This window comes from Acinetobacter sp. GWC1_38_13 (assembly GCF_001767535.1).
GTDB classification, from domain to species: Bacteria; Pseudomonadota; Gammaproteobacteria; order Pseudomonadales; family Moraxellaceae; genus Acinetobacter; species Acinetobacter junii.
Genome location: NZ_MELG01000118.1, coordinates 1 through 26,841, shown reverse-complemented (window position 1 = coordinate 26,841; position 26,841 = coordinate 1). Strand labels below are relative to the sequence as shown.

Genomic DNA, 26,841 nt, shown 5'->3' with positions numbered 1-26,841 from the left:
TTCCTCGACAAGCTCTTGTAAAACTTGGTACTCAGGAAGCGGAACTTTCTGCCCAAGAAGTCGATGAAATTATTAGTTCGATTTGTAAGGTTGCAATCCGATTCAGCAATATCGCTCATGATCTATTACCTGGACAAATTCAAGCAGAAACTATCCAAATGATCCAAAATAGGATTGAGCATAATATTCATTTATTGAATTGAATATAAAACATTTTCATGAGGATTAAGAATCATTATATTAAATCATATAATATTGTTATTTCTCATGAAAATCAGTATCAAAAAATAGGTGACTTTTACAAACTAAAATGTCTAAAATAAAGTGACCAAAATACCCTTAAATGATCTAAATTACTAAAAATTTTACTCCACCAAAAAACACATACTATCAATTAAATCATATACTTATAATTAGCGTCATTTAATGGAATAAATCTCGGTGACCTTGCCAAGGTTGGGGTCGCGAGTTCGAGTCTCGTTTCCCGCTCCAAATTTAAAAGGCCCTAGTCGAAAGATTAGGGCTTTTTTCTTATCTATGGATTTTGCAAACTAGGATTGTTCAGTAATCTTCGTTTTTAAATCTAGCTCATTTGATTGCTGATAAGTTTGAGCAATTCGGTCACGCGGCATAAAAGTTGTCGCAATAATTGCTATCATCGCCATCGAACCAATATAAATCATAATCAAATATGGATTGCCACCACCGACACTCAACAACTTGGTTGCAATCAACGGTGCAATACCACCACCCAATACACCTGCCAACTGCACTGAAATCGAGATACCACTATAGCGAATTTCAGCAGGGAACTGACGCGCGAATAATTGTGCTTGCGGCGCATACATAATGGGAACACCACACCAATTGCCAATACAATCGCAGTCCACACCAGTACAGGGTCTTTGGTATTGAGCATACTAAAGAATGGATAGCTAAATACTGCCAACACGCATAAACCAAACATAAACATATTGCGTTGACCAACCCGATCTGACAGATGTCCGCACAATGGGGTCATAAATAGAATGACTGCTGCACCACAAATGGTGGCAAATAAAATCTCTTGTCGAGGGATTCCAAGTTGAGTCGTGGTATAAGCCAAAGTGAATGTTGATGCAATATAAAACCATGCGTTTTCAGCAGCACGTGCCACAATAATCGTAATCAACTGTTTTGGATGTTGTTTGAAGACCTGTAACGCAGGAACTTTAATATTGTCAGCTTGCTCTTTAACTTTCTCAAAGTCAGGTGACTCAGGCACTTTGACACGGATATACCAACCTACAGCCAGTAATACGATACTTGCGAGAAATGGAATACGCCACCCCCAACTAAACAACGCTGGTTCAGGCAGTAAGGACACTAAACCGAGCGCAATTGAGGCCAGCATTAAACCGCCACCTGTACTGGCTTGGGGCAAACTACCCCAAAATCCTTTTTTACCTTCAGGTGCATGTTCAACAGCCATGAGCACCGCACCGCCCCACTCTCCACCCATTGCCATACCTTGGATAAAACGTAAGATCACCAAGCAAATCGCAGCCCAATAGCCGATTGATTCATAGGTAGGCAACAGTCCAATCAATACCGTTGGAATGCCCATCAGCATTAAAGTCAGTAACAACATGGACTTACGACCAATCTTGTCACCAAAATGTCCAAACACTAAACCACCTAAAGGTCGTCCGATGAAGCCTACTGCATAGGTACCAAATGCGGCGAGTACGCCTGTAAGTGGATCGAGATTAGGGAAAAATAATTTATTGAAAATCAGTGCCGCCGCTGCACCATAAATAAAAAAGTCATACCACTCGATGGTGGTACCCACCATACTGGAGATACCCGCCAAACGATGTGATGACTTTTTAGGATTTGAACCGTTTCCATGTAATGTTTGCATCTTCATTTTCCTTTCTTGGAAATTTTTATTCTGAATTTTTATGCTGATGATCATGCTTGATCAAAAGTCTACGTCCTGTTTGTATTTCTCCTTTGTGATAACAATCGGATGAGCCGTACTTAGCTCAGCTTTTCTAATATTTGCTCTAGTTCAGGATTGGCTTGTTGCCATTGCGGTTGTTTGTCTTTATCGACAATCAGTGCACGCACGCCTTCAATAAAGTCTCCATGCTCAAACCAAATATCCTGCAAATCACGCTCTAGTTGCATACATTGCTGCAAGGAAAGCCCACGTCCAAGATGTTGTAGTTTCAAGCTAGTTTGTTTTGCTACGAATGAGCGTTGTTGCAGTAGATGCAGTAATTTGCTTGCCCATGCTTTTAACTGCTCATCTTGTTCATTTACAAGACTTTGCTCAATCTCATCCAAATATTGAAAACCGAAATGTTTACGAATCGCTTCAGCATACTGTTTCAATTCACTTTCTGCTGGGCGGGTGATAAAGCAACTCACAATATGTTCAATGTTTTGTTGGCTTAAATCGTTTTCTGCAACCAAGGCATCTTGCAAGGCTTGTAGTTTTTCGCTCGGTACATGGTAGTCAATCAAGTCCAAATAAAGGGCATCACTGCTACTGATTTGCTCACCTGTAATCGCCATATACACGCCTATGTCATCCAAGCGCGATAGGAAATGAGTAGCGCCGACATCTGGGAAAAAACCAATTGCTGTTTCAGGCATGGCAAAGCGTGATTTTTCACTACTCACAATGATGTGGCAGGCTTGCGCTAAGCCAAAACCACCACCAAGCACATAACCATCGAGCAGAACGCTGACAGGTTTTTGGTACTCACGTATGGTGGTGAGCATCTTATATTCGGCACTAAAATAACCCTGATGATCTGTCGTGCCCAGTTTATAACTGTCATACAGATAGCGAATATCGCCTCCTGCACAAAAGGCTTTCGGGCTGTTCGATTTGATTAAAATCGCTTGGATAGCAGCATCATCTCGCCAAAGCTCAAGTTGGGCTCGAATCCCCTCAATCATCTCAAGCGATAGTGCGTTCAGATGTGTCACTCGATCTAAGGTGATCATGCCAAGACCACCTTGTTGCTCAATCATTAAGTGATTTTCTTTGTTCATTTTATTGATCTCTTATTGATTTTTAAAATTTGCCTGCCGCTTTTCTACAAATGCTTGCATGCCTTCTTTTTGGTCCGCAGTGGCAAAAATAGAATGGAACATGCGTCGTTCAAATCGTAATCCTTCGGTCAAATTGACTTCGAAAGCTCGATTAATGGTTTCTTTCAGCATCATGTTTGCGGTCAGAGAACGTGTCGCAATTTGTTCAGCGGCTTGTAGGGTTTGTTCGAGTAGGTCTTCTTTGTTGAATACACGTGCAACCAAACCACTTAACTCAGCTTCTACTGCACCCATTTGTCGTGCGGTGAGGCACATTTCCATGGCTTTGGCTTTACCAATGGCATGAGTTAAACGTTGTGTTCCACCAATTCCTGGAATTACGCCCAAAGTCACTTCAGGTAAGCCGAATTTGGCATTCTCAGCGCAGTAGATAAAGTCACACATCAGTGCCAATTCACAACCACCACCCAAAGCATAGCCACTCACCGCAGCAATCAAAGGTTTACGGCGTTGGGCAATACGATCAGCAAGATGGAAAAAATCATCAAAATAAATATCAGGAAAATTCAGCTGTGCCATTTCCTTAATATCCGCGCCTGCTGCAAAAGCTTTTTCTGAACCTGCTAATACGATACAACCAATCTCACCATCCTTTTCCAGTTGGTCGAGGGCTTGATTCACTTCACCGATCAATTCACTGTTTAGCGCATTTAAAGCTTTAGGACGATTGAGGGTAATTAACCCTACACCATTACGCTTTTCCAATAAAATAGTTTGCCACTGCATCATTCAATCCTTGTTTGAGTTTTATAGACTACGTGCGATCACTAAACGTTGAATATCGCTAGTACCTTCATAAATCTGACAAATTCGTGCATCACGATAAATTCGCTCGATTGGAAAATCTTTCAGATAGCCATAACCACCAAAGACCTGTAAGGCACTTGAACAAACACGCTCTGACATTTCAGAAGCAAATAATTTGGCCATCGAAGCTTCATTCAAACAAGGCTGACCCGCTTCTTTGAGACGTGCAGCATAATGAACCAGTTGTCGTGCAGCTTCGATCTCTGTTGCCATACTGGCAAGACGGAAGGCAATCGCTTGATGCTCGAAAATTGGTTTACCAAATGTCAGACGTTCTTTGGCATAGTGCGTGGCTTCTTCTAAAGCTGCACGCGCCAAACCCACTGCTTGTGCTGCAATCCCGATACGACCACCTTCCAAATTGGCAAGTGCAATTTTTAGACCCTCGCCTTCTTTACCTAACATCAAACTTTTATGCACACGTACATCGGTCAAAGCAATCTGACAGGTATCCGAAGCATGTAAACCTAACTTTTCTTCGACACGAATGACCTCATATCCAGGTGTATCGCGTGGCACGAGAAAGGCACTAACACCCTTTTTACCTGCGCTTGGATCAGTCACGGCAAAGACGATAATCACCCCTGCATTATGACCAGAAGTAATAAACTGCTTTGCACCATTCAGAATATAATCATCACCATCTTTAACCGCGCGAGTTTTGATAGCTGCGGCATCCGAACCAGTATGAGGTTCGGTTAAAGCAAATGCTCCGATCATTTCACCTTGGGCTAAGGGCTTTAAAAAGCGTTCTTTTTGCTCGTCATTACCAAACTTTAAAATAGGTACACAGCCCACCGAGTTATGCACGCTCATAATGGTTGAGGTCGCACCATCTGCTGCTGCAACTTCTTCGAGTGCCAATACATATGCCAAATTTCCCGTATCTGACCCACCCCATTGCTCTGGGACGAGCATCCCCATAAAACCAAGCTGCCCCATCTGCGCTAACGCAGCTTTGGGAAAGGTGCCATCTCGATCCCAATCACTGGCATTCGGTTTAATTTGTTCTTGGGCGAAACTTTTCGCCATATCACGAATTAACAATTGTTCTTCGGTAAATTGCATTGTTATTTCCCTTACCCTGCTTTTGCTTGTTGCTTAGCAATTTCCTGATTACGCAATAAAAAACGTTGGATTTTACCACTCGGCGTCTTCGGCAACTCGGTGACAAACTCCACTAGACGTGGATATGCATGTGCAGAAAGACGTTTTTTCACAAATTGGCTTAATTCTTCTGCCAAAGCAACTGTAGACTGTACACCTGCCGCTAAAATCACAAAGGCTTTAACCAGTTCGGTACGATCTGGATCAGGCACACCAATCACTGCGGCTTCAATTACCGCATCATGTTCAAGCAAAGCACTTTCAACATCAAATGGGCCGATGCGATAGCCTGATGTGGTGATCACATCATCGCTACGTCCCACAAAACTCATACTGCCATCACTATGTAACTCAGCGGTATCGCCTGTTAAGTAATAATTGCCAACAAAAGGTGATTTACGGCTTTCTTTATAACCACCAAACCACATCATTGGCGACTGGCTGATATCCACCGCTAAAATTCCGGCGGTGTCTGGCGGAAGCTCTTCACCTTGTTCATTGACCACGGCAACCCGATAACCCGGACTTGGAAAACCTGCCGCACCCGCACGTATTTCATGGCTTAAACCGTGATGGTTACAGACCACCATACCCACTTCAGTTTGTCCGTAATGATCGTAAATCGGCGCATCTAAAACTTGTTTGAACCAGCGAATCACTTCTGGATTCAGTGGCTCACCTGCACTGCTGACCACACGGAACTGACCTTTTAACGGCGCCATTTGTGCTGGATCAGCCGCCATCATCATACGATAAGCCGTTGGTGCACCTGCCAAATTGGTGATTTGATAATCCTTGACAATTTGACACAAACTATCCGTACTAAATCCACCCTCGTAGAACAACGTCGCATGTCCCAAGAATAACGGCCCCGTAATCGCATAGTACAAACCATAGGCCCAACCCGGATCAGCAATATTCCAAAAAGCATCATCTTCAGTTAAGCCAATCGCATCTTGCATATAGCGACCAAATGCAATCAAGGCTTTTAGTGGAACTTCGAGCGGTTTTGCAGGTCCAGTAGTACCTGAGGTAAACATCAATAAGAATGGATCATGCAAATTACGCATGACTAATTCACATTGATCAGACTGCTGATTCAGCTCCTGCCAAAAATTAAAATCGCTGGCTTTGAGCACTGAACCTTCTGTATCAACAACGGTCACGATAGCTGGACATTGTTCAACTTCATCGAGCTTGCTGCGATTACCCACATCCGTGACGACTAATTTGCTTTGTGCAAGTTGAATACGATGCTCAATCGCTTTTGGCCCAAAAGCAGTAAACAGCGGTTGATATACGGCTCCAATTCGCCATGCGGCTAAAATCGTCACGATCAGCTCAGGCGTTCGTGGTAATAAACCCGAAATACGATCACCTGCCTGTACACCTTGTGATTTTAGAAAATTAGCAAATTGACTGGACCAATGTTTGAATCGCGCAAAGGTATATTGTTCCTTACGCCCATCTTTGCCTTGCCAGTACAAAGCAACTTTTTCACCATCTACATGTCGGTCACAACACTCAAAGCATGCATTGAGTGCATCCAACGAACCTGACAACATGTGTTGAGCCGTATTTTCAAAATCAAATGCATTTGCCACATCTTTATAATTCAACATCTCTATTCCCTCAGTCTGGATTTGTAGTTATTTACGACAGAGTTGCATTTATTGGTTTACAAGCCATCCAATGGCTTGATGTTTAAACTTGGTCTGGTAGGTATTGCTGGATAATGCTGGAGAAATCCAAATGCGCATTTCCACGCATACACATCTGCTGATACATCTGCTGTACCATGCCACCTAACAAAATAGGCTGTTTGACCTGACCTGCTGCCTCGACTGCCAGACCTAAATCTTTCAGCATCAGTTGTGTCGCAAAACCATCTTGATAGCCACGTGAAGCAGGTGCATTTTCATTGATATGTGGCCACGGATTACAAATCTCTGAACTCCAGCAACGACCACTTGAGGTGTTCACAACACCTGCCAATGCTTGTGGGTCGATCCCCAATTTGGCACCCAATGCCATGCCCTCTGCCACAGCAGCCATCGAGATTCCAAGAATCAGGTTATTGCAAATCTTGGCAATTTGTCCTACGCCAACATCACCACAATGAATGACATTCTTGCCCATGTGGCTGAGCACAGGTTTGACTTCCTCAAAGGTCTGATCATTGGCACCCACCATAAAAGTGAGAGTACCTGCTTGCGCGCCAATGGTGCCACCCGACACAGGCGCATCACAGATGTGAATATTTTTAGTTTGCGCAAGCGCAGCGATATCTTTGATGGTCTGCGGGTCAATGGTACTGCTATCAATACACAATGCCCCTGCCTTCAAGACTTCCAACACGCCCTCCTCACCGAGGTAAACCTCTTTGACATGCTTAGCTGCTGGTAACATGGTGATCACCACATCTGCTTGTTGGGCTGCTGCTTGTGGACTGTCGCAGACCACACCACCCGCTTCAGCAAAGTGCTGATTCGCCACTTCACTGAGATCATAACCATAGACTGTAAGTCCTGCTTTGAGCAGGTTATGGGCCATTCTGCCACCCATATTTCCAAGACCGATAAAGGCGATATTCATCCCTGATTCCCCCTTAACGTAAACTAATGGTGGTATTTACACCGCCAACTTCATGGCTATCTTCAAACCAACGACTAGTAATGGTTTTGGTTTGTGTATAGAACTGTACCGCTTGCTTACCATAAGGACCTAAATCACCTAGTTTTGAACCACGCGAACCTGTAAAGCTAAAGAATGGCACTGGCACAGGAATTGGAATATTGATCCCCACTTGACCAATATCAATTAAGTTTTGGAAGGTACGTGCTGTCGCACCACTTTGAGTAAAGAGTCCAACACCATTACCAAATGGATTGGCATTGATCAGCTCAATCGCTTCTTCCAAAGTATCAACAGAAATAATTGCCAATACAGGACCAAAGATTTCTTCTTTATAGATACGCATGTCTGTGGTCACGCCATTAAAAATGGTCGCTCCAACAAAGTTACCAGACTCATAACCTTTAACTTGCACATCACGACCATCGAGTAACAGCTCTGCGCCTTGCTCGACACCACTATTGATCAAATCAATCACACGCGCTTTGGCACGTTGAGAAATGACAGGTCCGATATCTGTATTCGGCTCATGTCCTGCATTAACTTTCAAGGTTTTGGCTTTTTCAACCAACTCTTGAACCCATTGCTTACTTTCACCCACCATCACAGCAACTGAAAGTGCCATGCAACGCTGTCCTGCAGCACCAAAAGCCGCACCGACTAAAGCATTGAGGGTTTGTTCTTTGTTGGCATCAGGCATCACCACCACATGGTTTTTCGCCCCCATCATCGATTGCACACGTTTGCCATGTTGCCCTGCGAGGTTATACACATGCGTACCCACCGCAGTTGAACCGACAAAGGAAATCGCTTTAATGTGTGGATGTGTACAGAGACGATCGACTACTTCTTTGCCACCATGAACCACATTCAACACACCAGCAGGTACACCTGCTTGAATCGCAAGTTCGACCAACATCATCGTGGTTAATGGGTCTTGTTCAGAGGGTTTGAGTACGAAGGTATTGCCACAAACAATCGCCATCGGGAACATCCACAATGGAATCATGGCTGGGAAATTAAATGGAGTGATGCCCGCACAAACACCCAATGGTTGTTGCAAAGTATAGGTATCTACACCACGTGCTACGCCTTCGATGTACTCGCCCATTTGCAAAGTACCGACAGAACAAGCGTGCTCAACCACTTCTAAGCCACGCTGGATATCACCTTCTGCATCGGCTAAGGTTTTGCCTTGCTCAGCGGTCAGTACTTTCGCGATCTCTTTCATGTTGGCACGAATCAAGTCTTGTAGCTTCAGCATAATGCGCATACGTGCTTGAATCGGTGTTTGACGCCAAGTGGCAAAAGCATCTTGTGCAGCTTGAATCGCTGCATCCACTTCCTGCACTGTTGCAAAAGGTACGCGACCGATGACTTCCTGTGTCGCAGGATTGACGATATCTTGCCAGTGTTGGGTTTCAGACTCGATCAACTGTCCATTAATGAGTAGCTTAGCTGTGTCCAGCTCGATTTTCTGGATTGTATTCATAACCTCTCCATAGGCCTATTTTTATTGTGTTCAGATGTTCGAAAATAGCGATTCGTCGTATTTTCTTTTTTTAACATTTGTTTGAGACTAGCAAAGAATGATTTGACCACCAACGCAAATTCATGCACGATTGATGTGCAAATATGCACAGGGATGACAATAACAATGAAAGTGGATTGGGATCATCTACAGTTTTTTCTGGTTTTAGCGAGAACCAAAACCTTGACCAATGCAGCACGCATTATTGGCGTGGAACACAGTACCGTAGCTCGACGGATTCAAGCATTGGAGCTGGCTTTAGGCACGACTTTGTTCAAGCGTGAAGCATCAGGTTATGAACTAACGATGGAAGGATTAACCCTTGTTCCGCAGGTTGAGCAAATGGAACAGGCCTTTCTTCAGATTGAGAAACCGCATCAACCTTTGCAAGGTCGTGTGCGAATTGGCACACCTGAAGGATTTGGTACCGCATTTCTTGCACGACTATTAGCAGAGTTTTCGATTCACTATCCTCAGCTCACAATTGACCTGATTCCTGTGCCAAAGATGATTAAGCTCTCGCATCGTGAAGCGGATATTGTGGTGTCTATTGATCGACCAACGTCTGGACCTTATATCATCACGCGACTGTCAGATTACTCATTAAAGATTTATGGCAGTCAAAACTATCTGTCTCAACATCCACCAATTCGTGGATTAGAGGATTTAACCCAACATCGTTTTGTTAATTATATTGATGATTTGGTCTATAGCCCTGAGCTGTATTGTCTAGAACGTTTACCCTTAAAACTCACTGCAAATTTTCGCAGTAGCAGTATTTTGGCACAGCAAATCGCAGTAAGTGCAGGTGCTGGATTAGCAATTTTGCCAAAATTTTTAGCCCATGATAAACCTGAACTTCAGGATGTTTTAGCTGAACAAGTAGGTTTTAATCATACTTTCTGGATGCTTACCTTTGTAGATTTACAGCATGAGCCACGGATTAAACTGGTCTGGGATTATTTACGTAAACAGGCAGATAAATATCAGCATTTATTGGTTGATTAATACTTCTCGGCGTAGATATAAAAAGAGCCGATCTAGTTAGATCAGCTCTTTTTATGGGAGATGCAAATGAATCGATTAAGCCAATTCACGTCCAAGTTTACGCATACGTGGTTTGTATAATACTTGATAGGTCACCGCTAAAATCACCACCCACAACGGACTCACATACAGCGCTTTTAGCGTGTCAGGTTCGAGTGCCAAAATCACCAAAGTGAACAATAAGAATGCGATCACCACATAAGACATGAACACGCCGCCTGGCATTTTAAATTTAGACTGTTCATGTAACTCTGGACGTAATTTGCGATAGCGAATGTAGCAGACCATAATCAAGCTCCATACGCTAATAAACAGGATCACACAAAGCGAACTTGCCAAAGTAAAGGCTTCCATGGTGTTCGGGACAAAATACTGAAGCACAGCTCCACCCATGATAAATACACATGAGAAGATCAGACCATTTGCTGGCACTGCACTTTTGGATAAGCGACTAAATGAATTCGGCGCCTGACCATCTTTTGACAGACCAAACAACATACGACTGGTAGAAAAAACACCACTGTTCATCGACGACATCACCGAAGACAACACTACTAAATTCATGATGATCGCTGAGGTCACAATCCCCGCATTCAGGAATAACTCAACGAATGGACTTTTATCTGCGCGAATTTGATCCCACGGTGTCACAGCCATCACCACTAATAAAGCTAAGACGTAGAACAAAATAATACGAATCGGAATCGCATTAATCGCTTTGGGAAGATTCTTATGTGGGTCTTTGGTTTCTGCCGCAGTGGTTCCAATCAACTCCACACCGACAAAGGCAAAAACAGCAATTTGGAAACCAGCCAAGAAGCCATCAACACCTTTCGGGAACATACCACCATGCGACCAAATATTATTTAGCGAAGCCACTGTGCCATGAGGTGCGGTAAAGTGACTAAAAATCATATAGCCCCCAACCCCAATCAAACCAATAATCGCCAAGATTTTAATCAGTGCAAACCAGAACTCGACTTCACCAAACAATTTTACAGTAAGTAAATTCAACGCCAAAACGAATAATACGCAGCCCGCACTAATCAGCGCCTGTCCCATTGGAGTAAAGGTCGTTCCATCAGGCAGCCAAAAACCCAGATAATTAATCACAGCAGCTAAGTCCGCAATACCAACCAAGACCCAACCTAACCAATAGGTCCAACCCAAATAGTATCCGGCCCACGGTCCAATCAGATCGTGTGCCATATCGACGAAAGATTTGTACTGTAAATTGGCAAGCAACAATTCACCGAGTGCTCGCATCAAAAAGAAGAACATGCCACCAATAATCATGTAAATAAACAAGATTGATGGACCAGCAAGGGATATGGTTTTTCCTGAACCCATGAACAGTCCAGTCCCAATCGCGCCACCAATGGCAATCAATTGCAAATGGCGATTGGAAAGTTTTCGTTGTAAGTCTTGAGGTGCATCATCACCTGAAGACTGATTATGTATCACCGCCATAAAAAAGTTCCTTTTTACTACTTCCTAAAATGAATCGGTCGCTAATTTATGAGCTTAACCAGCTGTCCTTTATAAATGACCCATTCATTTTGACTGCAAGAAAATACGTATTTGCCTTACTTTTATCTATGACAAATACGTTATTTTTCTTCTTTTTAATCTCACTTAAACAAAAATAAAGCGATTCGCTTTATTTTTGTGCTGCAATCACTGCAATTTCAATTAACCAATTTGGATTGACCAAATCAGCTTGAATCGTAGCGCGTGATGGCGCCACACAGTCTTTTAACCAATCAACATAGATCGCATTGACCTTAGGAAAATCCGCTAGGTCTTTCAGAAAAAGCTGTACCGAAAGTAAACGTGATTTATCGCTATTTGCGGAGGCTAACAATTGCTCGATCGTTGCCAATACATCACGCGTTTGTCCTTCGATATCTAAATCAGGATTTTTAGGCACTTGTCCTGATAGATACACCACCTGATTAAAAACCGTGACTGCACTCATCACTTCGGTGCTATTGATTTTCTGGATATCTGAATGTGACATGATGACTTCCTTAGTCTTGAGTGATAAATGGAACTCGTGCAGTTACGCCGCACATAAGTTCATAGCCAACTGTGCCTGAGGCTGCTGCAACATCATCAATAGAGAGTATTTGTCCTGTTTTTGATGTTCCCCAAAGCACAACTTCACTGCCAATTTCAGCATTCGGAACTGGCGTTAGATAGACTGCCAACATATCCATACTGACTCGCCCAATGGTTCGGGTACGGATTCCATTGACTAACACGGGCGTGCCTGTAGGAGAGGTACGCTGATAACCATCTGCATAACCACACGCGACAATACCAATCGTCATTGCATATGCAGCTACGAAACTTGAACCATAACCCACACTTTCATTGGCATTTAACTGCTGGATCGCGATCAATTCACTGCGCAAACTCATAGTCGGTACAAGTCCCCAATCTTGGATACTATGCTTCGGATAATCGGGAGAGCTGCCATACAGCATGATGCCGCCACGGACATAATCGGAGTGTACTTGCGAGGGATATCTGAGAATGGCGGCACTATTACTCACCGATCTTTCCCCAGGTAAGTCCTGAATAGTGCTTTCAAATTCTGCGAGTTGATATTCAACCCCAGCTTGACCAAAACGTTCGCCATCAGCATCAGAGAAATGCGTCATATGGGTGATGTTGGAAACATTATTGAGGCGTTGCAGATGTTGCCAGATTTTTCGGTATTGTTGAGGCTTGAAACCTAGACGGTTCATGCCACTGTTCATTTTTAAGAAAATATCAAACTGGGCTGGATAGATATGCTGCTGTATCCATTCGACTTGATGCTCGCTATGTACCGTGAAACTCAACTGATATTCAGCGCAGTCAAATAAATCCTGTGGCGAAAAAATTCCTTCCAGCAATAGAATTGGACCTGTCCAACCTAATGCACGCAAACGTTTCGCTTCATCTATATCAAGCAATGCGAAGCCGTCCGCAGTTTTTAAAGCATCGTAAACTCGTTCGATTCCATGTCCATAGGCATTGGCTTTGACCACTGCAAACACCTTGCTGTCTGGAACAGAAGTTCTCACGACCTCAAGATTTTGGCGCAAAGCCTGAGTATGGATGACCGCAGTAATTGGGCGAGGCATAATCAACTTCCTTGTATAATCAAATTATGCCGCGTGTGAATAACGCTGGATCGATAAGCCATCCGTACTAATCTCGGTACGATGATTCATCACCAAATCACTAATCAATTTGCCTGAACCACATGCCATGGTCCAACCTAAAGTGCCATGACCAGTATTTAAGAATAGGTTCTTATATTTGGTTGCACCAATAATCGGTGTGCTGTCTGGTGTCATTGGACGTAGACCTGTCCAGAATGATGCTTGTTGTAAGTCACCACCTGGGAATAAGTCTTGGGTAACCATTTCCAAAGTTGCACGACGATCATCATTCAAGCCCAAGTTAAAGCCACTTAATTCCGCCATACCACCCACACGGATACGTTGGTCGAAACGTGTAATCGCGACTTTATATGTCTCATCTAAAACCGTTGATTGCGGAGCAAATTTTGGTTCAACAATTGGAATCGTCAATGAATAGCCTTTCACTGGATAAACTGGCAGATTCAATTGCAATGGTTTTAAGAAATCGCGTGAATAACTACCAAAGGCAAGTACGAAACGATCAGCCGTTAAAATCGCACCATTGACCATCACGCCTTTGATTTCATCACCTTCAACGATCAGTTGCTCAACATTTTGATCGAATTTAAATTCGACACCTAAGTCCTGCGCTACTTTCGCTAAGGCATTGGTGAATAAATAACAATCACCCGTTTCATCATTCGGCAAATGTAAACCACCGACTAATTTATCGGTGTGTGCCAATGCTGGTTCTACACTGCCCAGTTCTTGAGCATTGAGTAAATTAAAATCAACATCACATTCTTTCAGTACTTGAATGTCACGTTGCACTGCTTCAAGCTGCGCTTCATTACGAAATACCTGTAAGGTACCTTTGGAACGATTTTCGTAATGAATACCTGTTTCACTTCTGAGTTGACGCAAACAATCACGACTGTATTCCGCCACACGCATCATGCGTTCTTTGTTGACCGCATAACTTTGTGGATTACAGTTTTTCAGCATCTGTGCCATCCACTGAAGCTGCCACATGCTGCCATCTATATTAATGGCAAGTGGTGCATGATGCTGGAACATCCATTTTACTGCTTTGAATGGAATCCCTGGTGCAGCCCAAGGTGTTGAATATCCTGGCGAGATTTGCCCAGCATTACCAAAACTGGTTTCTTTTGCTGGACCAGACTGACGATCAAGTACAGTCACTTGGGCACCTTGTTGCGCAAGATAGTAAGCACTTGCTACACCAATAACACCACTTCCTAAAACGATGACGCGCATAATAGGCCCCTCTCGCCCACTAGTTTATTTAACTAGTATATTTTTGCTTCAATAGTTTTTTTGACTGTTTTATGGCTATAATCTAGGTAATTTAATGTTTTTATCGCGGAAAAATTAAAATAAAAGGGAATAATCTATGCGTAAATTAGACCGTATTGATCGCCTGATTTTAGACATTCTGCAACGTGAAGGGCGTATCGCAATTAGTGAGTTGGCTTCACGTGTGAACTTATCTACCACGCCTTGCTCAGAACGTGTCAAACGATTGGAACGTGAAGGTATTATTATGGGCTACTACGCTCGGCTTAATCCTGCGCATGTTGATCGTAGCCTGTTGGTGTTTTTGGAAATCAAACTGTCAGCAAAATCAGGTGATGTCTTTGATCAAGTAGCTCGAGATTTAGTCGATATTCCTGAGGTCTTGGAATGTCATCTGATCTCAGGTGAGTTTGATTATTTAGTCAAAGCTCGACTCAAAGAAATGAGTGCTTATCGACGTTTATTGGGTGATTTACTGAAAAAACTGCCTGCTTCGGCATCATCCCATAGTTATGTGGTGATGGAAGAAGTCAAAGAAAGTCTTTACTTAGATGTGAGTAAATAAAATTAGATGTCGTAGGATGCATCATTAAAAATATTTCAGCCTGCAAACGCAGGCTGAATATGTATCATTATTCGTCTTCATCATCATAGATATAGCTCATACAACCCCATCCGTCGTATTCACCATCAAACTCTTGCGCAATCCGCGTCATCCACTCTTCTAAATCTGCAATATCTTCATATTCCAACATCATATTGACGTGAATATTTAACACCCACAAATCCGATCCATCTGAATGCAATTCTTCTTGATACAGTGAAATTTTTTGCTCTTGATGCAACAGATGCAATGCACACTTTTCTGCTTGTTCTTGCTTTTCAAATACAATTGAAAATTCGACTTCATGCGGTTCACTTAGGTCATTGCCATCTTCAACCATTTGCCAAAGCACATTACCATTGTCATTATCAGGAAATTGCTCGTAATCACGTGTCATTTGAATATCCTTTGTTGTCGTTTCAGTTTAATTATTTGGCTATAGATTAACCTATTTTTATGTCAGTTTTTAGACGCATGAAGATCATTATTGTAGTGAAAGCATAAATGATCTTCATGTCGATCTTCGATAGCTATACGGTCAACTCGATGGATAGCACAACTTGATCGATACAACGGATTCCATTTTCATAAATCGGCTCAGGATAGTGTTTAAAGACATCTCGCTCAATGTATGACATACGAAAACCACACTTCTGATACAGAGCCAACTGATCAAAACTTGAGTTGCCTGTTTTAATCAAAACAGTGCTGACCGAAGATTGCCATGCATTTTCTATCGCATGTTTAATCAATGATTTGGCTAGACCAAAACCTCGATGCTCTTTGGTGACGGCTAAATTGATAATTTCCGCTTCATCCCCGCGTTGTAATAAACATAATTCTGCAATTACATCCCGACGATCATTGGAAATCACAAAGATTTTTACTTCTGATAGATAAGTTAAAACATGCTGCCAATCTGGATCGGCTTCAAGTAGTAATTTTTTTAATTGCGCTTGAGTCAAAGTCGGCAAACCAGCCCACTTTAACTCGTTGATACACGAATACATAGTTAAGAACATTATTCCTTGTTTTATTTTTTTCGCAAGAGTAGATAACTAAACTTCTGTTCATTTCCCGCTGGGGTGATATGAACTTCTTTCCCCTCTTCCACCACATCAAATGCAGATTGCCCAAAGAAATGTATTAGCTCTTGTGTGCTATAGCGTTGCACAGGTAAACCGCTACACTTCAATGCTCCATCTTCTGCAAAGGTTGAGATCACTAGATAACCACCTGATTTCAGCGCAGCAGTTACTTTTTGCAAATAACGCTGCTGATCGTTGTGCTCTGTCAAAAAATGAAAAACCGCCCGATCATGCCAAAGATCAAATTGATGATCTGCAAACTCAACCTCGACTATATTCGCAATAAGCCATGTTACTTTGTTGGCAAGTTCTCCCAAGCGTACCTGACTTTTTTGTAACGCAGCCTCTGCCAAATCTAAAACTGTGATGTGTTTAAAGCCTTGTTCTAAAAGCTGATCAACTAAAACTGAGGCGCCACCCCCAACGTCTATGATTTCTGCCTCAGGGTGGAGTTGCGCTTTTTGGATCAATCGCAAGGAGGTCGAAGCCTGAGCTTGGAACCAACTGACTTCTTTAGAATCTTTGGTGGAATAGATGGTTTGCCAATGCTGGGTTAATGGTTGACTCATCGGGCATCTCACAAAACATTATATCTTTTATAATCTATTATAAATCCATCCACATGCCTAGCTTAGCTACACTTATTTCACCTTAGCTTACATTTTAAAATGGAATCACCGATTTAATTTCAACGAGATGTTGTTGTAAAGGATGCTGAAAAGACAAGAATGCAGCATGTAATGCCATACGTTTTAAATGAAATTTGGCAGGCTCAGGATGATAAAGTTTATCGCCCATGATTGGATGTCCAATATGCATCATGTGCACACGAAGTTGGTGTGAGCGACCTGTAACGGGTTCTAGTCGCACACGACTTTGATCAGTTTCAACATCGTAATCCATCAATTGAAACAGTGTCTTGGCTTGCTTACCCAACTCGAAATGCACGATTTGACGTGGACGATTTTCCCAATCTGTAATCAATGGAACATCAACACTACCTTCAGCCTGAATTGCACCTTGTACCAAGGCCTCATAATATTTTTTAACGGTACGCGCTTGAAACATTTTACTCACGGCGACCTCTGCATCACGATGCTTAGCAAACATCAGTAAACCTGAAGTGGCCATATCTAAACGGTGCGTTACTTTAGCCGTTGGATGGAGATCCAATACACGCAAATATGCGCTGTCATGATGTTCTGGTAATCGCCCCATCACGGACAATAAGCCCGCAGGTTTATTGACCACGACCAAATCCTCATCTTCGTACATGATCTCAAGAGGTTCTTGGGGAGGTTGGTAAATAAAATGATCGTTTAAAGGCATAGGAAGCAAACAGATTGAATCAAGCGAGCAGATTATAACGACAACGGATAGAAAATCGACCCATTCAAAAAAATCACAGCCAGCGGCTCGCTATTTTTTATCTTTGGTTTATCTAAAATAAAACCCTGAATAAAATGTCTTTATTCAGGGTTTATTCGATTGTGTTCAGGAAGATTAAAAGTTAAGACGCTGTCTTCATCGGTTTATTTAAGCTGTCACGATAAAGTGCTTCTAACTCCTCAACCTCACCATTCATAAACGCGATGAGATATTCTTTGGCACGGTTCAGTGTCAGGTGATTAAAGGAAATCGTATCTTTGGCTTTGCGGGTGACCAATCCAAATACATCCTTTCTCGAAATCAGAACAGGAATATCACTATCCAATTTAAATTCAAGTTGCTGGGATTGAGCATAGGCATCCAAAATGATACGGACACTTTGTCCTGTATATTCATTCGTTACGATAAAACTGGTGCTTGTACCATCCAGTTGTAACTGACGGACCATTTGTTGTCGCCATCCCATTTCATCAAACTTACGAATGATCGTCTCTGCGTCAAATATACCCAAATGAGCAGCATCATTTCTGTTGGTTTGATGGGGATAACGTATTTTCAGATCGAACTCGTTCATTATTTTTCTGACCTATTCCAGTATGATCATATTTTGATTTTTCGCTTTTAATGGCATTATATCACTTTGTTTTTTAACATAAAAATATCGACTTCTATTCATATTTTTTGAATTTAAAGATGTGTTTCACATTCGAATTTGCTTTTATTGATCTAGTATTTATTATTTTTAATGTTTTCGTCATATTCTGTTTAGATTAATTTTTTAGGGTATCAAGGGAAAACATGTTGTTTACTTCAACACCTATGACTTTGTAAGCCATAACCTTTGCCTATAAACTTTTGATCTATAGCGTCCTAAGCCGAATCGAGACCTTTTGGGTTCGTACACACTTGCTTTATAAGCCTCGGTGCATGCTACTCTTTTCGATCCCTTTCACACCCTTGAGACATAGTTTAGGCAGATCGGGATGGGATTGTTTTCCTAAAAAATGGTATTTTTCGCCACAAATGAAATAGTTTTGCGTAACAGATTCTAAAATCAGAATTATTTCCCATTTCAACAAAAAATAACTGATTTAAATTCCAATATATTCAAATTTACATGTGTATTTTTTCATGATCCTATAAAATTTAAGCCCAAATCACCATAATCGCTGCCACGATCACCAACCACAATCCCAAATGATCGGTTCTCGCCAATTTTTCCTTAAAGAAAAATGCAGAGATCAATAAACTAAATAAAATCTCGACCTGACCCAGTGTTTTCACGATTGCCACGGTTTGCATACTCATCGCACTAAACCAACCCAATGAAGCAAGAAAACTACAGACACTCACTTTGAAAGTCAGTCTAAGACGTTGCCACATTTTGTATAAAGTCTGACGACTGAAAATACCAAGATATAGCAACAATATAATGCACTGGAAGCTAATCAAGCTACACAGCACCCATGCGGCACGATGTAGAAATGGCAACATGCTCAACTCTAAACTTGCTTCACGTACCAACAATGAGGTGATGGCAAAACACAAACCACTGCCTAAACCGATCATCAATGTTTTCATTGACAGTTCAGTATGTTGTCTGCCTTTACTTAGTAGAAATACCGCGACTGCACCAATCGAAACACCCACCCAGCCCCATACTGTTAAATGCTCTTGTAAAAACAGCACACCGACCAATGCCGCTAAAATAGCTTCACTTTTGGCGAGACCGACCCCGATGGCATAATTCTTTTGTTGAAATAATTTGACCATTAAAGCCGTTGCATAGATTTGGCTAATCCCTGCGATCACCACATAGAACCAAAATTTATTGGAAAAACTAACTTCAACACTGACAGGCTGCTGAGCATAAAGAATGACGATATAACTAAAAGCAAAGATCGGTGCAAATAGAAAGCGTGCCAATGTCGTGCCATAGACATCGACTGTGGTGCTGAGTTGTTTTTGAAATGCATTGCGCCACGCCTGCATAAAAGCAGCCATCAAGGTAAATAAAATCCAAGTAAACGCCATCATCAACCATGCACACTCAAAATGTGGGTGTAATTTACTCGCTTGAAGATGATTTTTCGAGCTTTGATTGAGAAAAATACTGTCATTGCAACTCAGAAGCGATGGTTAAGATCACCATGCCATCGTTGTTTGTTGAATGAGAAGCTAGCTTTGGTTTACTTCAACTGTTTTTGCCAAGGAAACTTTTTCAGGCGATGTCTCACACGATACATCAGTCCGCCATGAAGATTGCCGACATGCCATGCTAATTTTGAAGTCAGCGTCATGTCAGGAATCCAATAACTAGATGCTAAAGGTTCGACAGGTTTAGGTTCAGCCAATTCAATTTCTGCGGCGATATAGCCCTCACCATCGGCTAAACTCATACGTGCCAATACATTTCCTGCCGCATCACAAATTTGCGTTTCGCCCACCATTTCAGTTAACCATTTGACATAAGGTAACATCGGCATATCACTCAGGATTTCGCCGACATGAGCGGCATGCACTACGGGAATACCTGTTAAGCGTGCCATTTGTGCAGGTAGTGCTTCACTTTGTTGTTTGTAAATTTCATGTTCACGACGCATCCAAGTACCCAACAATCCATACCAATTGATCGGCATCGAATACCAACACATTCCACCTAAAATCAACTGTGCATGTTGTTCTCGAACACGCTTGGCGGTACGGAACCTTGCCCACTCCCAACCTGAGAGTAATGCAACCTTACAGTTCAAGCTACTTGAATCCACAACTCCATCATCCGAACCACCGCGATAAAAATTTTGCTCCCATGTGGTTGGAATATCTTTGTCATGCAGATGATAATCGCCATTCCGCTCCACCATGACATAAGTACCATACGTATGCCCATCACGAATTGCCACGAAGCCCCCTGTGATCACCACATTCAATTGCTTGGCTAAGCGAATTAGAAGCTGTAAGGGCTGACCCTGTAATGGTTGTGGTGTCAAGAAAGCTTGTGGTGAATAGACATTTGGAGAAGTCATCGACTCAGGAAGTACGATCACATCAGGCGTATGCTCTTGATATGCCGCTAAAATCAATTTTTCGAGTTTTTTTAAATTTGCTTCAACCTGTCCTAACTGCAATGCAGGCTGAATGGCGACGATTTTCATATCTGTAGTTCTTCTGAGTGTTCATGAAAATCTTAGCATCGAATCTTAGAAATACTTTGACCGAACTCTTTCAATGCTTAGTTTATTTTTCGGTAGCGTCATCGCTGATAAAAATCGTATTAGCTTTCAACATCGACGGTGCAAAATCCACCATACGACGTAAAATTCGGGTGAAATGGGCTTGATCAGAAAAGCCTGATTCAACTGCTATCTCAATCAAAGTTTTGCCCTGCATCCACAGCTTGATGGCATAGCGGATACGCAACCACAAGATATATTGCCGCATAGAAAGTCCGAGTTGCTGACTAAACAGATGCATCAAACGTGACTCTGATAGCCCAACCTGTAGCGCAACATCTGCGATGGTTGGAATTTGATGGGGCACACAGCGTTTGATGTATTCATATGTGAGTTGAATCCGTTGATCCCATGGTAAAGCCAATAATGGCTGAGGATTGAGTGCAAATAACACATCCATCAGCAATTGCTTTACTTGTTCTAAGCAGAGTTGAGCAGTCATCAATTGCTGAAACTGTTTTTGAAAAGATTGAAGTCGATCAACAGCTAAGGAACGAAATGCTTGTCCATTCAATAAAGGATGCAGATAAGCATAAAGCACATGATCAGGATCAATCAGAATTGCAATATAAGGTTGATTCTGTGAATCGATACTGTGGCTAATATTGGGTGCCATCACCACAATTTCATGATAGCGGGTAGGTTGATCTTCAACGGCCAATGCAAAAGCAGTGCCCAAACCGATTTGTAATAGTGCTGGAAAATGCGCGTGTGCTTTATTCAAATGATCTTGAGTCACATACACAATCATGCCATCCCACGCATAGACCAAGCTTTTATACGGTGTGATCGCGTCCAATTCCGTGTGTTGAGATAGCATATTCGTTCAAGACCATTTCGGTTGGAGTGTTCAAAATGAAGACGACTTTAAAACGAAAGGAATAGTCATATGTCTCACAATACTCAAGAACTGATGAAAAACAATACTGTGCAGATGGAAACCAGTGAAGTTCGTTATAAAACCCTTGCTGAATTTTATCCTTTTTATCTTTCGCAACATGAAAATGCGACTTGTCGTCGTCTGCATTTCGTGGGGACAAGCTGTGTGATTGGTATCGCTGCTGCATCTGTTGCAACTGGAAATGCCAAATTACTTTGGGCTTTGCCTGTAGTGGGATATGGCTTTGCTTGGGTGGGTCATTTCTTTTATGAGCATAATAAACCTGCAACCTTTAAGCAGCCATTCTTTAGTCTCGCCTGCGATTTTATTATGTATAAAGATATCTTATTAAAACGTGTGAAGTGGTAATACACATAGGAAACTTAGGTTATAAAATTAGGTCTAAGTTTCCTGATTCCACTGAATCTAAAACTCACGATGTTGAATGACTGATCTTTTCTTGCTTTTTTTGGCTCACCCAACGTGCAACCACAATCACGAGAATAATCACGAATACCGTAATCACGACAGGCATCACAAATGCCAAGATCGACAAGACAATTGAGCCAATCAACTCACCTGTTGCCACTACAAAATTCCCCAATCCACCAGTAGTTGCAGTTGAAACCCCACGTGCAGCTACCGTGCTCATTTGCACCACACCTGCTGTTCCACCACCCACGATCAGCGCGGCAGCCCACGTCGCAAACTGTGACATTTCTCCACTACTGACCGCCATCGTACTGAGTGTGCCTGCCACTACAGCAGCAGGCGTGGCAATGGTATCCAAGAGATTATCGACCCACGGCACATAATAAGCTGCGATTTCACAGAGGGTTGCAAATCCAAGTGCAGCGCATACGGCAGGGATCGCTAACCATTCAAAACCTTTTGCAGGTTCATACCAGCCCATCAGGGTTGCAATGCTCATCACCAATAAAGGAACAAAGACACGAAAACCACAGGCTGCGCTTAATCCTACGCCGATACAAAGTCCTAAAATTGTTTCCATCTGGGTTTTCCTTATTTTTGTCAGATATCGCTATCTTGTTATTTCATATTTTACAGTAACAAAAAAGCCCTATCGAGTGACAGGGCTTTCATGAAAACAGTGGGTAACTGTTTGGTGTTTGCGGCTTAGGCATTCTTGCTGTTGAATTGATTGCCAAGGCATTTGGTACACGGAGGTAAACGATCAGTACCAATTTCTAAATAGGTGCGATGTCCGCATTGGACACAAAAATAGAAGCCAGTTCCAGGTCTTTCGCCAGCAGTAACCATCTTTGTTCTCCATAGATTTTAGAAATGGTTCATATACTATAGCGTGATAGTTTTGATTATTTATTGACCTTTCTGACAAATGGTGATGGCGGAAAGGTTAAAATACTTATTACCTAAATTATTTCAGGTACATCAATCGCGTTAACAGTAAATAAATTTAAAATATCTTCTCTATCCATAAAAATGATTTGGCTTCTCTTATGAGCATCTAATTTGCCTCCCAGCCAATTTCTAGCGGCTTTTGTTATCTCACCACCAGCAATAATATAGGCATGATCAACTAAAACTCTTTTATTTGTTTCAGGATCAAAAATTTCATGACCTAACATCATAGTCGTCTGATTGTAGATTTCAGCAATATTATGATTGCCTGTTTTTGTCACTCCTGATGAATCAAGCTTTCCTTTCTTAACTTGTATAGGCTTTGTTGCATAAATATGTAAGCATCTGATTTAAATAGATTTAATTTTGAATCAAAAAATAATCAAAACTTTTAAAATCATATAGTTATGAAATCTTTGTGCAACAAAGCCACTTGTATACCAAAATAAATTATGTGCTGTGTTGGTAATATAAATTTCATCCAAATATCTTTTCCATACTCGAGTGCTTTATCTTTGTGCCCAGCCACAGTAATTCGCTGAAAGCCCAAAATTCGAAATAATGGCAATAATACATTTTCTATAAGTTGATCCTCAGAGCACATGTCCAAATAACTTATTAATCGCTCTCTTTTTTTAATCTCAATTTCAGAAAATATTCTATGTGGATTTTCAACAGGTTTTATAGTCTGATTATTATGTAAATTTTTAATATATAAATTATTGTCTGTACCGTAAAAAGCCTCATACCCTTCTCTACTTAAAGGCTTATTTAATTCAATTAAGGCATTTATACGTTCAGGATCATCTTCTGTCGCATCAGATTTATGCATTAAAGCTCTTAATACATGTACAAACGTTGGTGGCAATGCATTTGGAGGACAAGACTCTTCCAACAGTTCTGCCAATCTGTCTGATGTCCAAGCCCAACGTGTTGAACCATCATGCGTAAAGGGTAAGCCACAATCTTCAAAAAACTCTGAAATATATCGACTACTTTTATAATCAAAGTAATTTTTATCACCAATAATACATTCAGCAATTTCTCTTAAATTTTTACTTTTGAATTTCATAATTTTTTATTTTTCGTAAAGGTTATTTGCATTTAACTTAATATAAGAGTTTAAACCATCGCCATGTCTAGCTAATCTTTTCATCTCTTCGACATTATTAACTCCAGCACTTTGATAACTATAAGTATAAATTTTAAATGTTCTATCAAACTTTACCCTTATATAAGTTTCACCAATTTCATATGCAAGGATTCCAGAATCACCATCTAAATCTAAATATCTTTCCATTATTATTCTCTATAAAAAACCCCATCATCAAGATAGGGTCTTTTTTAAACAATATCAATTACTTTTAGCTAAAGTATTAAGCCACTTGACCTTCTAAAAAGTCTTGCGCAAAACGCTGTAATACACCGCCCGCTTCATATACAGAAACTTCTTCTTCTGTATCTAAACGGCAAGTCACAGGCACTTCAACAATCTCTTCTTTACCATCCGCTGTAGCACGCTCAATGACCAATGTTAAAGTCGAACGCGGTGAGATATTACCAATCACGCTATAAAGCTCGGTACCATCTAACTTCAACGTTTTACGGTTCACACCCGGTTTAAACTCAAGCGGTAAGACGCCCATACCGACAAGGTTAGTACGGTGAATACGCTCAAAACCTTCAGCCACGATCGCTTCAACACCTGCAAGACGAACACCTTTCGCTGCCCAATCACGGCTTGAACCTTGACCATAATCCGCACCTGCAATGATGATCAACGGTTGCTTACGGTTCATGTAAGTTTCAATCGCTTCCCACATACGCATCACTTCGCCTTCAGGCTCTACACGCGCTTTTGAACCTTGTTTAATCGTGCCGTCAGAACGAACCACCATTTCATTAAACAATTTCGGGTTGGCAAATGTTGCACGTTGGGCTGTCAAATGGTCACCACGATGTGTCGCATATGAGTTGAAGTCTTCTTCAGGTACGCCCATTTTGTGTAGGTATTCACCCGCAGCCGAATCCATCATGATCGCATTGGAAGGCGATAAATGGTCAGTCGTGATGTTATCACCCAAAATTGCAAGCGGACGCATGTTGGTCAAAGTACGTGGTGCAGCCAACGCCCCTTCCCAATACGGCGGACGACGGATGTAAGTACTCATAGGACGCCAGTCGTAAAGTGGGCTTTCCGCTTGCTCAACTTCACCGAGGTCAAACATTGGAATGTAGACTTTGCGGAATTGTTCAGGCTTCACAGCTTCTTTTACCAGTGCATCGATTTCAGCATCAGATGGCCAGATATCTTTCAGGTAAATTGGATTACCGTCTTTGTCTGTACCCAATGAATCTTTTTCGATGTCAAAACGAATTGTCCCTGCAATCGCATACGCGACCACAAGTGGAGGCGATGCCAAGAACGCTTGTTTTGCATAAGGATGGATACGACCATCGAAGTTACGGTTACCCGAAAGTACCGCTGTCGCATACAAATCACGGTCAATGATTTCTTGTTGAATCACTGGATCAAGCGCACCTGACATACCATTACACGTAGTACATGCATACGCCACGATACCAAAACCAAGTTTCTCTAGGTCTTTGAGTACGCCAGCTTCTTCAAGATAAAGTGCAGCCGCTTTAGAACCTGGTGCAAATGAAGATTTCACCCAAGGTTTACGCACTAAACCAAGTTCATTGGCTTTACGTGCCAATAGACCTGCTGCCACGGTGTTACGTGGGTTTGAGGTATTGGTACAAGACGTGATCGCAGCAATGATGATCGCGCCATCAGGCATTAAACCATCAGTACGGTTTTCAACAACACCTGCAATACCTTTTTCTTTCAAGTCAGCAGTTGATACACGTGCATGTGGGTTTGATGGACCTGCAATGTTACGAGTGACTGTTGAAAGATCAAAACGAAGTACGCGTGGATAATGTGCTTTGGTCATATCTGATGCCCAAAGACCGATTTCTTTTGCGTATTGCTCAACCAATGCCACTTGTGCATCTTCACGACCTGTCAGGCGTAAATAATCAATCGTGTTTTGGTCGATGTAGAACATCGCAGCCGTTGCACCGTATTCAGGTGTCATGTTCGAGATGGTTGCACGGTCACCAATCGACATGGTGTCTGCGCCTTCACCGAAGAACTCAAGGTATGCACCAACCACACGTTCTTTACGTAAGAATTCAGTGAGTGCCAATACGATATCCGTAGCTGTGATGCCTGCTTGACGCTGACCGACAAGCTCAACACCGATAATGTCTGGAAGACGCATCCAAGATGCACGACCCAACATCACGTTTTCAGCTTCTAAACCACCCACACCCACTGAGATCACACCAAGTGCATCCGTATGTGGTGTATGTGAGTCTGTACCTACGCATGTGTCTGGGAACGCTAAACCATCACGATTTTGGATCACTGGAGACATTTTCTCCAAGTTGATCTGGTGCATGATGCCGTTACCCGCAGGGATTACGTCGACATTTTTAAATGCGGTTTTCGTCCACTCGATAAAGTGGAAACGGTCTTCGTTACGACGATCTTCTACTGCACGGTTT

25 protein-coding genes and 4 pseudogenes are annotated in these 26,841 nt (G+C 42.0%); 4 read left to right on the top strand and 25 right to left on the bottom strand.

Annotated features, from left to right (window positions below):
- Positions 1-203, top strand: a pseudogene (locus A2003_RS12915) (type II toxin-antitoxin system HipA family toxin); the annotation flags it as partial.
- Between the two features lie 348 nt (positions 204-551).
- Here A2003_RS12915 and A2003_RS12910 read toward each other — a convergent pair.
- From A2003_RS12910 to A2003_RS12880, 7 genes and pseudogenes are all read right to left on the bottom strand, one after another.
- Positions 552-1,903: pseudogene (locus tag A2003_RS12910) on the bottom strand (MFS transporter).
- Positions 1,904-2,022: 119 nt separating this feature from the next.
- Positions 2,023-3,048, bottom strand: coding sequence for an enoyl-CoA hydratase/isomerase family protein (locus A2003_RS12905; RefSeq protein ID WP_153569172.1), 1,026 nt, complete (start codon positions 3,046-3,048; stop codon positions 2,023-2,025).
- Between the two features lie 12 nt (positions 3,049-3,060).
- The gene (locus A2003_RS12900) at positions 3,061-3,834 is read right to left on the bottom strand and encodes an enoyl-CoA hydratase (RefSeq protein WP_042892559.1); all 774 of its coding nucleotides are present in this window, start codon (positions 3,832-3,834) and stop codon (positions 3,061-3,063) included.
- A gap of 21 nt (positions 3,835-3,855) precedes the next feature.
- Positions 3,856-4,983 (bottom strand): acyl-CoA dehydrogenase family protein, encoded by a 1,128-nt coding sequence (locus A2003_RS12895; protein ID WP_042892558.1) that lies wholly within the window; start codon positions 4,981-4,983, stop codon positions 3,856-3,858.
- 11 nt (positions 4,984-4,994) lie between these two features.
- Positions 4,995-6,644 (bottom strand): AMP-binding protein, encoded by a 1,650-nt coding sequence (locus A2003_RS12890; protein ID WP_286687467.1) that lies wholly within the window; start codon positions 6,642-6,644, stop codon positions 4,995-4,997.
- Positions 6,645-6,726: 82 nt separating this feature from the next.
- Positions 6,727-7,617: a 3-hydroxyisobutyrate dehydrogenase gene (gene mmsB, locus A2003_RS12885; RefSeq protein WP_286687466.1), complete on the bottom strand. Its 891-nt coding sequence runs from the start codon at positions 7,615-7,617 to the stop codon at positions 6,727-6,729.
- Positions 7,618-7,630: 13 nt separating this feature from the next.
- The gene (locus A2003_RS12880; protein WP_112987156.1) at positions 7,631-9,148 is read right to left on the bottom strand and encodes a CoA-acylating methylmalonate-semialdehyde dehydrogenase; all 1,518 of its coding nucleotides are present in this window, start codon (positions 9,146-9,148) and stop codon (positions 7,631-7,633) included.
- A 165-nt stretch (positions 9,149-9,313) separates the two neighbouring features.
- Here A2003_RS12880 and A2003_RS12875 point away from each other — a divergent pair, with 165 nt between their 5' ends.
- Entirely contained in the window at positions 9,314-10,195 is an 882-nt protein-coding gene (locus A2003_RS12875; protein WP_286687465.1) for a LysR family transcriptional regulator, read from the top strand.
- Between the two features lie 75 nt (positions 10,196-10,270).
- Here A2003_RS12875 and A2003_RS12870 read toward each other — a convergent pair whose 3' ends face one another.
- The 4 genes from A2003_RS12870 to A2003_RS12855 form a co-directional block, all read right to left on the bottom strand.
- Positions 10,271-11,704 (bottom strand): amino acid permease, encoded by a 1,434-nt coding sequence (locus tag A2003_RS12870; protein WP_286687464.1) that lies wholly within the window; start codon positions 11,702-11,704, stop codon positions 10,271-10,273.
- Between the two features lie 190 nt (positions 11,705-11,894).
- Complete coding sequence (locus A2003_RS12865) at positions 11,895-12,254, bottom strand: RidA family protein (protein ID WP_004956761.1); 360 nt, start codon at positions 12,252-12,254, stop codon at positions 11,895-11,897.
- A gap of 10 nt (positions 12,255-12,264) precedes the next feature.
- On the bottom strand, positions 12,265-13,368 hold the full coding sequence (gene alr, locus A2003_RS12860) for an alanine racemase (protein ID WP_112987160.1): 1,104 nt from the start codon (positions 13,366-13,368) through the stop codon (positions 12,265-12,267).
- A 24-nt stretch (positions 13,369-13,392) separates the two neighbouring features.
- Positions 13,393-14,649, bottom strand: a complete 1,257-nt coding sequence (locus A2003_RS12855) for a D-amino acid dehydrogenase (protein ID WP_112987161.1) — start codon at positions 14,647-14,649, stop codon at positions 13,393-13,395.
- A 136-nt stretch (positions 14,650-14,785) separates the two neighbouring features.
- On the opposite strand from A2003_RS12855, the gene A2003_RS12850 reads away from it, so the two are divergent.
- Positions 14,786-15,253: an Lrp/AsnC ligand binding domain-containing protein gene (locus A2003_RS12850; protein WP_004665270.1), complete on the top strand. Its 468-nt coding sequence runs from the start codon at positions 14,786-14,788 to the stop codon at positions 15,251-15,253.
- A gap of 67 nt (positions 15,254-15,320) precedes the next feature.
- Here the strand turns inward: A2003_RS12850 and A2003_RS12845 are convergent, their stop codons facing one another.
- From A2003_RS12845 to A2003_RS12810, 8 genes are all read right to left on the bottom strand, one after another.
- On the bottom strand, positions 15,321-15,689 hold the full coding sequence (locus A2003_RS12845; RefSeq protein ID WP_004907196.1) for a ribonuclease E inhibitor RraB: 369 nt from the start codon (positions 15,687-15,689) through the stop codon (positions 15,321-15,323).
- 133 nt (positions 15,690-15,822) lie between these two features.
- The gene (locus tag A2003_RS12840; RefSeq protein ID WP_151814510.1) at positions 15,823-16,302 is read right to left on the bottom strand and encodes a GNAT family N-acetyltransferase; all 480 of its coding nucleotides are present in this window, start codon (positions 16,300-16,302) and stop codon (positions 15,823-15,825) included.
- A 23-nt stretch (positions 16,303-16,325) separates the two neighbouring features.
- The gene (locus A2003_RS12835) at positions 16,326-16,949 is read right to left on the bottom strand and encodes a class I SAM-dependent methyltransferase (protein WP_286687463.1); all 624 of its coding nucleotides are present in this window, start codon (positions 16,947-16,949) and stop codon (positions 16,326-16,328) included.
- A gap of 94 nt (positions 16,950-17,043) precedes the next feature.
- Positions 17,044-17,709: a pseudouridine synthase gene (locus A2003_RS12830; protein ID WP_004956772.1), complete on the bottom strand. Its 666-nt coding sequence runs from the start codon at positions 17,707-17,709 to the stop codon at positions 17,044-17,046.
- A gap of 181 nt (positions 17,710-17,890) precedes the next feature.
- Positions 17,891-18,343 (bottom strand): hypothetical protein, encoded by a 453-nt coding sequence (locus A2003_RS12825; RefSeq protein ID WP_039047602.1) that lies wholly within the window; start codon positions 18,341-18,343, stop codon positions 17,891-17,893.
- A gap of 572 nt (positions 18,344-18,915) precedes the next feature.
- Positions 18,916-19,803, bottom strand: a complete 888-nt coding sequence (locus tag A2003_RS12820) for a DMT family transporter (RefSeq protein ID WP_286687470.1) — start codon at positions 19,801-19,803, stop codon at positions 18,916-18,918.
- Between the two features lie 155 nt (positions 19,804-19,958).
- The gene (locus A2003_RS12815) at positions 19,959-20,924 is read right to left on the bottom strand and encodes a carbon-nitrogen hydrolase family protein (RefSeq protein WP_286687462.1); all 966 of its coding nucleotides are present in this window, start codon (positions 20,922-20,924) and stop codon (positions 19,959-19,961) included.
- An 82-nt stretch (positions 20,925-21,006) separates the two neighbouring features.
- Positions 21,007-21,822: a helix-turn-helix transcriptional regulator gene (locus A2003_RS12810; protein ID WP_286687461.1), complete on the bottom strand. Its 816-nt coding sequence runs from the start codon at positions 21,820-21,822 to the stop codon at positions 21,007-21,009.
- A gap of 69 nt (positions 21,823-21,891) precedes the next feature.
- Between A2003_RS12810 and A2003_RS12805 the strand changes: the two genes are divergently transcribed.
- Positions 21,892-22,251 (top strand): Mpo1-like protein, encoded by a 360-nt coding sequence (locus A2003_RS12805; RefSeq protein WP_005060655.1) that lies wholly within the window; start codon positions 21,892-21,894, stop codon positions 22,249-22,251.
- A 64-nt stretch (positions 22,252-22,315) separates the two neighbouring features.
- On the opposite strand, the gene A2003_RS12800 is transcribed toward A2003_RS12805, so the two are convergent.
- The 6 genes and pseudogenes from A2003_RS12800 to acnD form a co-directional block, all read right to left on the bottom strand.
- Complete coding sequence (locus tag A2003_RS12800) at positions 22,316-22,894, bottom strand: DUF4126 domain-containing protein (protein WP_286687460.1); 579 nt, start codon at positions 22,892-22,894, stop codon at positions 22,316-22,318.
- Between the two features lie 125 nt (positions 22,895-23,019).
- Positions 23,020-23,163: a zinc ribbon-containing protein gene (locus A2003_RS12795; RefSeq protein ID WP_004665293.1), complete on the bottom strand. Its 144-nt coding sequence runs from the start codon at positions 23,161-23,163 to the stop codon at positions 23,020-23,022.
- Between the two features lie 113 nt (positions 23,164-23,276).
- Positions 23,277-23,582 (bottom strand): annotated as a pseudogene (locus tag A2003_RS12790) (hypothetical protein); the annotation flags it as partial.
- A 122-nt stretch (positions 23,583-23,704) separates the two neighbouring features.
- A pseudogene (locus tag A2003_RS12785) lies at positions 23,705-24,337 on the bottom strand (hypothetical protein); the annotation flags it as partial.
- Positions 24,338-24,343: 6 nt separating this feature from the next.
- On the bottom strand, positions 24,344-24,565 hold the full coding sequence (locus A2003_RS12780; protein ID WP_112987168.1) for a hypothetical protein: 222 nt from the start codon (positions 24,563-24,565) through the stop codon (positions 24,344-24,346).
- Positions 24,566-24,641: 76 nt separating this feature from the next.
- On the bottom strand, positions 24,642-26,841 hold a 2,200-nt coding region (acnD, locus tag A2003_RS12775; RefSeq protein WP_286687459.1), incomplete at its 5' end, for a Fe/S-dependent 2-methylisocitrate dehydratase AcnD.